Origin of the sequence: uncultured Oscillibacter sp., assembly GCF_910587525.1 — a bacterium.
Lineage (GTDB): Bacteria > Bacillota > Clostridia > Oscillospirales > Oscillospiraceae > Oscillibacter.
This window is the reverse complement of the sequence record NZ_CAJULS010000096.1, coordinates 1-8,964: the sequence shown is the minus strand read 5'-3', so window position 1 is coordinate 8,964 and position 8,964 is coordinate 1. Positions and strand designations below refer to the sequence as shown.

Sequence of the window (8,964 nt, the reverse complement as noted above, 5' to 3'; positions counted from 1 at the left end):
CACCCAGGCCCTTTCCAAGTCGGTCAATCACCACACAGCTCTGAGCCCGGGTCATCAGGGCCGCTCCGTCAAAATCTCCATCGGTATGGCCCCGCAGAACCCTCAGCACATAGCATGCGGTCACCGCGTCCTGATAACTCTCCGGAATCTCACTCCAGTCCCCGACCCGCAGGTGGACGACCTCCCGCTCCACTTCGCTGCCGGTCTGCTCATAGTCCAGCATGATGTTATAGGCCAGCTGGGCCATATCGTACCGGGTAACATACTCACCATCACAGCCCAGCTCCGGCCAACCGGTATCCCGGCCCATAGCAGTGCCCTCCAGTATGCGGTGATCCCGCAGCGCCGCCATGCTGGCCCAATACCACGGCGCAGAACCTCCATAGCCCTGGTCCTCATAGGCTTTGGCCTCCTTCGGATAGAACGCCCGGGCCAGGAACACGGCAAACTGGGCATTGGTCACCTTCTGCGCAGGACGGAAGGTTCCGTCCTGATACCCGGAGACAATGCCCTTCCCAGCCACGTTCCGGATCGCCTCTCCGGCCCAATATCCGGCGGGAAGGTCAGAAAATCCCGTGCCCGCCGCCGCTGCAGGAACAGCTGTCCCCACAACGAGGACAAATATGAGCAATACCGCAATCATCCGCTTTTTCATAGACCTTCCGCTCCCATCCATAATGTTTGTGTAAAGCGGGACGTGAGAATCCTCGCGTCCCGCTTTCTCTCTCTTTTTTTATTATACGAAATGATTTCCAAAATTGCAATAGGCATGAAGCCGTTTATAAGATTCCAAATTATGGATTCTCACAGACCTGATTCAAAAGCTGAATCAGCACCTCCTTGCCCATGCCCTTCTCTGCTGAGAAGGGCACCAGGGAATCGGCCTCTGTCAGCTCCAGCGTCTCCCGAATCATGATCAGCGCCGGCTCCACCTGGCTGCGCTTCAATTTGTCCAGCTTGTTGGCCACCACGATCTCCGGACAGCCGGTCTCCCGAAACCATGCGTGCATGGTCATATCGTCTGCTGTGGGTTTATGGCGAATATCCACAATCTGAACCCCGGCAGTAATCAAACCGCCCTCGTCCTGAAAATATCGCTCCATCAGCCGGCCCCAGCGCTCCTTCTCCGTCCGGCTGACCTTGGCATAGCCGTAGCCGGGCAGATCTACCAGATAAGCTCGGCGGTCCACCAGAAAATAGTTGATCTGGGTGGTCTTTCCCGGCGAGGAACCCACATAAGCCAGGTTCTTTCGCCCCACAAGACGGTTGATTACTGAGGACTTGCCCACATTGGACCGCCCGGCAAAGGCAAACTGGGGCAGCCCATCCCGCAGAAACTGCTCCGACGAAGCAGCGGAACGGACAAATTCCACCTTTCCAAAATTCAGGGGCATTTTTTCCTCTCCTTCTCTGGTCTACTGCCGCAATGCGGCTTCCCCAGCCTGTTCCCGGCCCAGAGGCGGCAGCGGCGGCAGGAGCTCTTCCTCCTGCACAAGTGCCCGGGCCGGACAGATGGCCGCGGCAAACACCTCGTCCACCGTTTCCACTGGGATAAACCGCAGGGCCGCCCGAACGGTCTGGTCAATCTCCTCCAGATCCCGCTGGTTGTCCCGGGGGATCAGCACAGTACCAATGCCGTTCCGCAGAGCCGCCATAGTTTTTTCTTTCAGCCCTCCAATGGGCAGCACCCGGCCCCGCAGAGTAACCTCCCCAGTCATGGCGATACCAGCCCGGATCTTCCGGTCCGTCAGCGCGGAGAGCATGGCCGTGGCCACGGCGATACCGGCGGAAGGGCCGTCCTTAGGCACGGCTCCCTCCGGGAAGTGGACATGAATATCCTTTTCTTTCCAGAAATCGGACTCAATACCCAGCACTGCCGCCCGGCTCCGCAGACAGCTCAGGGCCGCCTGGGCGGACTCCTTCATCACGTCTCCCAGATTTCCGGTGAGCTCCAGCTTACCGGTACCGTCACAGGCCAGCACCTCTACCTCCAAAATCTCGCCGCCATTCTCCGTCCAGGCCAGACCGTTCACCACGCCGATCTCCTCCCGCTCCGTGTGGAGGGCAGGGGGATAGGGCTGGCAGTCCAACATCTTCGGCAGGTCCTTTTCTGTAACAGTAATCCGCTTCGCATTGCGCTCTAAAAGCCGCATATCCGCCTTCCGGCAGATGGCGGCCAGCCGCCGCTCCAGCTTCCGGACGCCGGACTCCCGGGTGTAGTCCCGAATGATAGCCCGAAGCACATCGTCCTCGATGCGCAGGGCGCTCTTCTTCAATCCATGCTCCGCCAGCTGCTTTGGCAACAGGTGGCGCCGGGCAATCTGCACCTTCTCCTCGTCGGTGTAGCTGGAGAGCTGGATGACCTCCATGCGGTCCAACAAGGGTCTGGGGATGGTATCCGTAGTGTTGGCGGTGGTGATGAACATCACCTTCCGCAGGTCCACCGGAATTTCCAGAAAATGGTCCCGGAAGGCGTGGTTCTGCTCACTGTCCAGCACCTCCAAAAGGGCCGCCGCCGGGTCGCCCCGGTAGTCGCTGCCCAGCTTATCAATCTCATCCAGCAAAAGCAGGGGATTCATAGACCCGCTCCGGCTGATGGCCTCGATAATCCGGCCAGGCATGGAGCCTATGTAGGTCTTCCGGTGCCCCCGGATATCCGCCTCGTCCCGAACCCCGCCCAGGGAGAGCCGGGCCAGCTTCCGGTTCAGAGCTTTGGCCACGCTGATTGCAATGGAGGTCTTACCTACGCCGGGGGGACCCACCAGACAGATGATCTGTCCCTTGCCCTCCGGATTCATCTGCCGGACAGCAATGGTCTCCAAAATCCGCTCCTTCACCTTTTCCAGGCCGTAGTGGTCCTTTTCCAGCACTTTTCGGGCAGTCTCCACACTGATCCGCTCCCGGGTGGTCTCGTTCCAGGGCATTTCCAGGCACACATCCAGATAGTTCCGGATGACGGCGGCTTCAGCACTGCTGTAAGGCTGTTTGGCCAGCTTGCTGACCTCCTTCATCAGGTGTTTTTCCGTGTCCTCCGCCAACTGCAGCTCCGCGATCTTCTGACGGTAGACATCGGTCTCGTCATCCTCATCGTCCTCCCCCAGCTCACTCTGCAGCACCCGGATCTGGGTCCGCAGAATCTGGTCTCTCTGGGTACGAATCAGCTGATCCCGGACTTTGCCCTCCATCTCATGCTCAAAGCCCAGCACATCACACTCCCTGGCCAGGAAACCATTGAGCTTCCGCAGCCGCACATAGGGAACCATCTCCTCCAGAATCTCCTGCTTATCGGTGTAGCGCAAGTTGATGTTCTGGGCAATGAAGTCCGCAAGATACCCGGGGTCCTGGCAGTCCATCACTTTGGCGATGACCTCCTCCGGCAGGCTGTTCACCAGCCCCGCGTACTCGCCAAAGAGGCTGCATGCCTGGCGCAGCATAGCCTCCATCCGGGGCCCCCGCCGGACGGCGCCGGACTCCTCAATGAGCTCCACATTAGCCTGAAGGTAAGGGTCCGCCTGCCACAGGCGGCGCAGCCGTGCCCGCTGGCGGCCTTCCACCACGCAACGGACCGCATGGGGCGACAGCCGCAGGATCTGCCGGATGTGGGATACTGTGCCGATCTCGTACAGATCTCCCTCCCCCGGTATATCCACGCCCACCTCCCGCTGGGTCACCAGAAAGATGTCCTGGTCCGCCTCCATGGCCCGCTCCAGGGCGGCAATGGAGACACGGCGCTCCACGTCAAAGGTCAGGTTCATATGGGGAAAAACCGTCAGCCCCCGCAGAGCTAGGACGGGAATATTCATGGTAATGGGTTCCATGGCGTTCTCCTTTCAGGGAAAAGCGGAAAAAGAGGAGGGGCCGCAGTGCGTCCCCTCCCTCTTTTTCTTAAGACGCCGACCGCGGAGCAGAGCCGCCGGAGCGCAGCTTCTCGCCCTTGCCGGTGTTTAGTTTTACAGAGTAGTTGATCTTGTTGGGGTCCCGAGTCAGCTGGGGCTCTCCCTTCCCCTCCACGCAGTCCTTTGTGATAACCGCTTTGACGATGGTGGGATCTGAGGGGATGTCGTACATGATCTGGGTCAGGAGATTCTCCATCACAGCCCGCAGGCCCCGGGCGCCGATGCTGCGCTCAATGGCCTTGTCAGCCACGGCCTCCAAGGCCTCCTCTTCGAATACCAACTCCACCTCATCGTACTCCAGCAGCTTCCGGTACTGCTTCACCAAGGCGTTCTTGGGTTCTTTCAGAATTCGCACCAGATCCTCCCGCTTCAGCGCATTCAGCGGCGCAATCACCGGCAAACGGCCCACCAGCTCCGGAATGATACCGAATTTGAGGATATCATGGGGCTGCACCTCATGGAGAATCTTATCCAAATCCTTGTCCTTCTTGCCCTGGATGTTGGCACCGAAGCCAATGCTCTTCTGATCCAGGCGTTTTTCAATGATCTTATCCAGTCCGTCAAAGGCACCGCCGCAAATGAAAAGGATGTTCCGGGTGTCCACCTGAATGAACTCCTGATGGGGGTGCTTTCGGCCGCCTTGAGGCGGCACGTTGGCCACAGTACCCTCCACGATCTTCAAAAGCGCCTGTTGCACGCCCTCGCCGGAGACGTCCCGGGTGATAGAAGTATTCTCGCTCTTCCGGGCAATCTTGTCGATCTCGTCCACATAGATGATACCGTGCTCAGCCCGTTCCACGTCGAAATCCGCAGACTGGAGCAGGCGCAAGAGGATATTCTCCACATCGTCGCCCACGTAGCCCGCCTCAGTGAGCGTGGTGGCATCGGCAATGGCGAAGGGAACCTTCAGGATTCTGGCCAGGGTCTGGGCAAAGAGGGTCTTGCCGGAACCCGTGGGACCCAGCATCAAAATATTGCTCTTTTGCAGCTCCACATCCTCGTCACCGCCGAAAAAGATACGCTTATAGTGGTTGTAAACCGCCACGGACAGCGCCACCTTGGCCTCGTCCTGGCCGATAACGTACTGGTCCAGCACGTCTTTGATCTCCCGGGGGGTAGGCAGCTGATCCGGAATGTCCTCCAAAGGATTGGAGTCCACATCCTCAAATCCGTCATTCAGAATGCTCATGCACAGCTGTACGCACTCGTCGCAGATCCGCACGCCGGGCCCTTGGATCATACGATGGACCTGCTGCTCATGCTTGCCGCAGAAGGAACACCGCAGCGTCTTCTTGCCGTCGTCACTCATGGTAATACCCTCAGTCTCGCTTTATTTTCTGGCTGTGATGATCTGGTCAACCAGACCGAACTCCAGCGCCTCCTCGGCGCTCATGAAGTTATCCCGCTCACAGGCGGCGGTGACCTCTTCCACCGAACGGCCCGTGTTCTCCGCCAGGATATGGTTCATCCGTTTTTTGATGGTCTCCAGCCGCTTGAGGTGGATGGCCATATCGGTGATCTGTCCCTGGGTGCCGGCAGAGGGCTGGTGGATCATGATCTCCGCATTGGGGAGCACGAACCTTTTGCCCTTGGCGCCGGAGGAGAGCAGAAACGCGCCCATACTGGCCGCCATGCCCACACAGATGGTGGATACGTCACATTTGACATACTGCATGGTGTCATAGATGGCCATGCCATCGGTAACGGAACCGCCGGGACTGTTGATATAGAACTGAATCTCCTTGTCCGGGTCCTGGGCCTCCAGGTACAGCAGCTGAGCTACCACCAGACTGGCGGTGGTGGCGTTGACCTCCTCGCCCAGGAACACGATACGGTCATTCAGTAATCGGGAAAAAATGTCATAGGAACGCTCTCCCCGGCTGGTCTGCTCCACAACATAGGGGACTAAACTCATACTTGAAAACCTCCGATCTTTTGTGGGGCTGTTCACGGCCCTCCGAACTCCGCCAAAAGGCGGCACCCGCCCGAAAACTGCCCAATAAACCATTCTCCCATGATACCACGAGCACCATGAGAGAATGTGTCGAATCAATGAACAATTTCAAAAATCCACCCCGGCAGACTGTAAAGACCGCCGGGCAGGGGCCGTTTTCGATGTAAAGCGGAAATTATTCTTCCTCTTTCTTAGCTTCCTTCGCAGCCTTTTTTGTGCTCTTCTTGACGGGCTTCTCCTCATCGTCGGCGGCCTTCTTAGCGGCTTTCTCTTCGCCCTCGGCAGCCTTCTTGGCAGTCTTCTTAGCCGCTTTCTTGGGCTTCTCCTCGCCCTCGGCGGCCTCATCCTTGTCCTCCGCCTTCTTCGCAGCCTTCTTGGCAGTTTTCTTCTCCGGCTTCACGGCAGTGGCGCTGTCCACCACCACAGCCACAGCCTTGCGGCTGATCACCTGGTCCTTGACCTGGTCAGCCTGGACATACTTCTTCACCATCTCCAAGTCCATGCCGTACTGCTCCGCCAGCTTCTTGAACTCGTCCTCCACTTCTTCGTCGGAGGCCTCGATATTCTCGGCCTTGATAACGGCGGCCAGGGCCAGATCCATCCGCACCTGACGCAAGGCGGGCTCCTTGGCGTCCTCCAAGAGCTTGGCCTCTGTGATGCCGGTCATCTGGGCGTACTGGTCATAGGGAATGCCCTGCTGGGTGATCTGCATCTTGAAGTTCTCCACAAACTGCCGGGCCTGATTCTCCACCATAGCGTCAGGGATCTCAGCGGTGATGCCCTCAGCGACCTTGGTCATCAGTGCGTCCTCAAATTCCCGGTCAGCGGCCTTCTGGCGCTCCTCGGAAATCTTCTTCTTCAGGTCCGCCTTCAGCTCCTTCAAGGTGTCGAACTCGCTGACATCCTTGGCGAACTCGTCGTCCATCTCCGGGACTTCCTTCTCCTTGACCTCATGGCACTTGACCTTGAAAACCACGGCCTTGCCGGCCAGGTCCGCGTGGTAGTCCTCGGGGAAAGTGATGTCAATGTCCTTTTCGTCGCCGGCCTTCATACCGACGACCTGCTCCTCAAAGCCGGGGACAAAGCTGTGGGAACCCAGCTCCAGGCTGTGGTTCTCCCCCTTGCCGCCGTCAAAGGGTTTGCCGTCCAGGTAGCCGTCGAAGTCGATAACGGCAGTGTCACCCTCCTTGGCCTCCCGCTCCACGGACACCAGACGGGTGTTCCGGTCGCTGAGCTGCTTCAAACGCTCGTCCACATCGGCGGCAGAGACCTTTACCTCTTCCTTTTCCGCGGTCAAACCCTTGTACTCGCCCAAGGTGACCTCGGGATACACGGGGACAATGGCCTTGAAGGTAAAGCCGTCGCCCGTGGCATCGCCCACCAGCTCCACCGCCGGGTAACCCACCACCTGAAGCTCCTGCTCCTTCACGGCCTCCTCATAGGCATCGGGGAACGCAATATTGATGGCCTCCTCGTAAAAGACCTCCGCGCCATACATCCGCTCAATGAGCTTGCGGGGGGCCTTGCCGGGACGGAAGCCCGGCATATTGATCTTTCCGCGCATCTTCCGATACGCCTTTTCGACGGCGGCCTGAAACGCCTCCGCACCGACCTCGATGGTCAGAGCGACCTGGCTTTTTTCGATCTTTTCACAGCTTTTCACACTCATGTTGTCTACTCCTCCGTTCATCGCCGGCTCCACGCCGGTGCGAGTATATATTCTACCAGAAGAATTTTGAAATTACCAGCCTTTTTTCAACTAATTTTCCACTATTCGCAGATTTTTTTTGGTGCAAACCCCAGATAGTCGGCAGAGATCAGGGAAAAGTCCGTTCCGCACCGCTCTCCCTCCCATCTGCGGCGGATCGCGGGGCCGTGAAGATGGCCGTAACAGCAGCTTTGAACGCCGTACTTCTCCAGCATGGCCAGGATCTCCGGGCACTGGTAGCCCTGATACAGGGGCGGGTAGTGGAGAAAGCACAGAATGGGCCTCTCCTCCGCCGCCGCCAGAGATGTCTCCAGCCGCATGACCTCCCGGTTTAAAACCTTGGCGTTGTGGGGCTTCTGGTCCTCCTCCAGAAACCAGCCCCGGGTGCCGCAGACAGCATAGTCCCCATAAAATGCGCAGCTGTTGTGGAGGATGTCCAGGGTGCGGATGCCCTTTTCCTCAAAAAAGCGGCAGAGCTTGGCGGCGGTGGTCCACCAGTAGTCATGGTTTCCCTTGATGAGGTACTTTTTCCCAGGGAAGCGGTCCAGGAATTTGAAATCCGCCTCCGCCTCCTCCAGGGTCATGCCCCAGGAGGTATCCCCGGCCAGGATCAGAGTATCCTCCGGTCTCAGAACAGACAGTCCCTCCTCAATGCGGAAGACATAGTTCTCCCAGGCCGGGCCGAAAACCTCCATGGACTTGTCCACCGCCAGAGAGAGGTGAAGGTCCCCGATGGCGTAGAGGGCCATATGTGCCCCTCCCTTCTGTTACTTTTCTTATAAAGAAAAACAGCCAAACGAATTTTAGCCCGCTTAGGTAGTCCTGCAGTCATCCAAACCAAAGCGGTAACAGCGGTAACATTGAAAATGGTATTTGCAAGAGACGAGGTCAAATCTGATCGTCAAACAAAATGGGCTGGCCGCAGCTCTTGCAGCAGTCCGTTTTCTTTGGATTCAGCCGGACAGAGCCGCTCCGCCCCCGGTCACGGCAGTTGGGACACTGGAGGCAAAAGCGCCAGAGCAGCCCCGCCCCCAACAGGGGAAGAAATGCCAGGATCGTGATCCAGCTGGCCGCAGCCAAAAGTCCCGGGTAGTTTTCCCCCGCCAGCCGCAGTGCCCAAGCCGCGGCCTCCAGGCCCCAGAATACCCAGAACAGGGCCCAGAACAGCTTTGCATACTTTCGTTTCAGTCTTTGCATACAAGGTCCCTCCTACATCTCATCGTCAAAGATGAAAGGCTGGCCGCAGATATGCGTGTCCGGCGGCCCAGAGACTCTCCATCTTCAACCGAACACAAGTCAGGAGCAGCAAGGCGGCTGACAGGCCTATCTCCAGGTCCCACAGCCCCAGTGTGCACCATGCCCACCTGCGTCACAGTGTTTCGACCTTCGCCACTATCTCTCCCCTC

General features: G+C 58.3%; 8 protein-coding genes. All 8 read right to left on the bottom strand.

Annotated features, from left to right (window positions below; genetic code table 11):
- The coding region (locus QZ326_RS09225) for an S-layer homology domain-containing protein (protein WP_295744310.1) at positions 1–655 on the bottom strand (655 nt) is incomplete at its 3' end.
- A gap of 139 nt (positions 656–794) precedes the next feature.
- Positions 795–1,394 carry a ribosome biogenesis GTP-binding protein YihA/YsxC gene (gene yihA, locus QZ326_RS09220; RefSeq protein ID WP_295744307.1) on the bottom strand — a complete coding sequence of 200 codons (600 nt, stop codon included), beginning with the start codon at positions 1,392–1,394 and terminating at the stop codon, positions 795–797.
- 21 nt (positions 1,395–1,415) lie between these two features.
- Entirely contained in the window at positions 1,416–3,818 is a 2,403-nt protein-coding gene (gene lon, locus QZ326_RS09215; protein WP_295744303.1) for an endopeptidase La, read from the bottom strand.
- A 67-nt stretch (positions 3,819–3,885) separates the two neighbouring features.
- Positions 3,886–5,205, bottom strand: a complete 1,320-nt coding sequence (gene clpX / locus QZ326_RS09210; protein WP_295744300.1) for an ATP-dependent Clp protease ATP-binding subunit ClpX — start codon at positions 5,203–5,205, stop codon at positions 3,886–3,888.
- Positions 5,206–5,226: 21 nt separating this feature from the next.
- Complete coding sequence (locus tag QZ326_RS09205; RefSeq protein WP_295744297.1) at positions 5,227–5,811, bottom strand: ATP-dependent Clp protease proteolytic subunit; 585 nt, start codon at positions 5,809–5,811, stop codon at positions 5,227–5,229.
- Between the two features lie 214 nt (positions 5,812–6,025).
- Positions 6,026–7,519, bottom strand: a complete 1,494-nt coding sequence (tig, locus tag QZ326_RS09200; protein ID WP_295744294.1) for a trigger factor — start codon at positions 7,517–7,519, stop codon at positions 6,026–6,028.
- Between the two features lie 101 nt (positions 7,520–7,620).
- Positions 7,621–8,307 (bottom strand): metallophosphoesterase, encoded by a 687-nt coding sequence (locus QZ326_RS09195; RefSeq protein WP_295744290.1) that lies wholly within the window; start codon positions 8,305–8,307, stop codon positions 7,621–7,623.
- A 139-nt stretch (positions 8,308–8,446) separates the two neighbouring features.
- Entirely contained in the window at positions 8,447–8,755 is a 309-nt protein-coding gene (locus tag QZ326_RS09190; protein WP_295744287.1) for a hypothetical protein, read from the bottom strand.
- Positions 8,756–8,964: the final 209 nt, after the last annotated feature.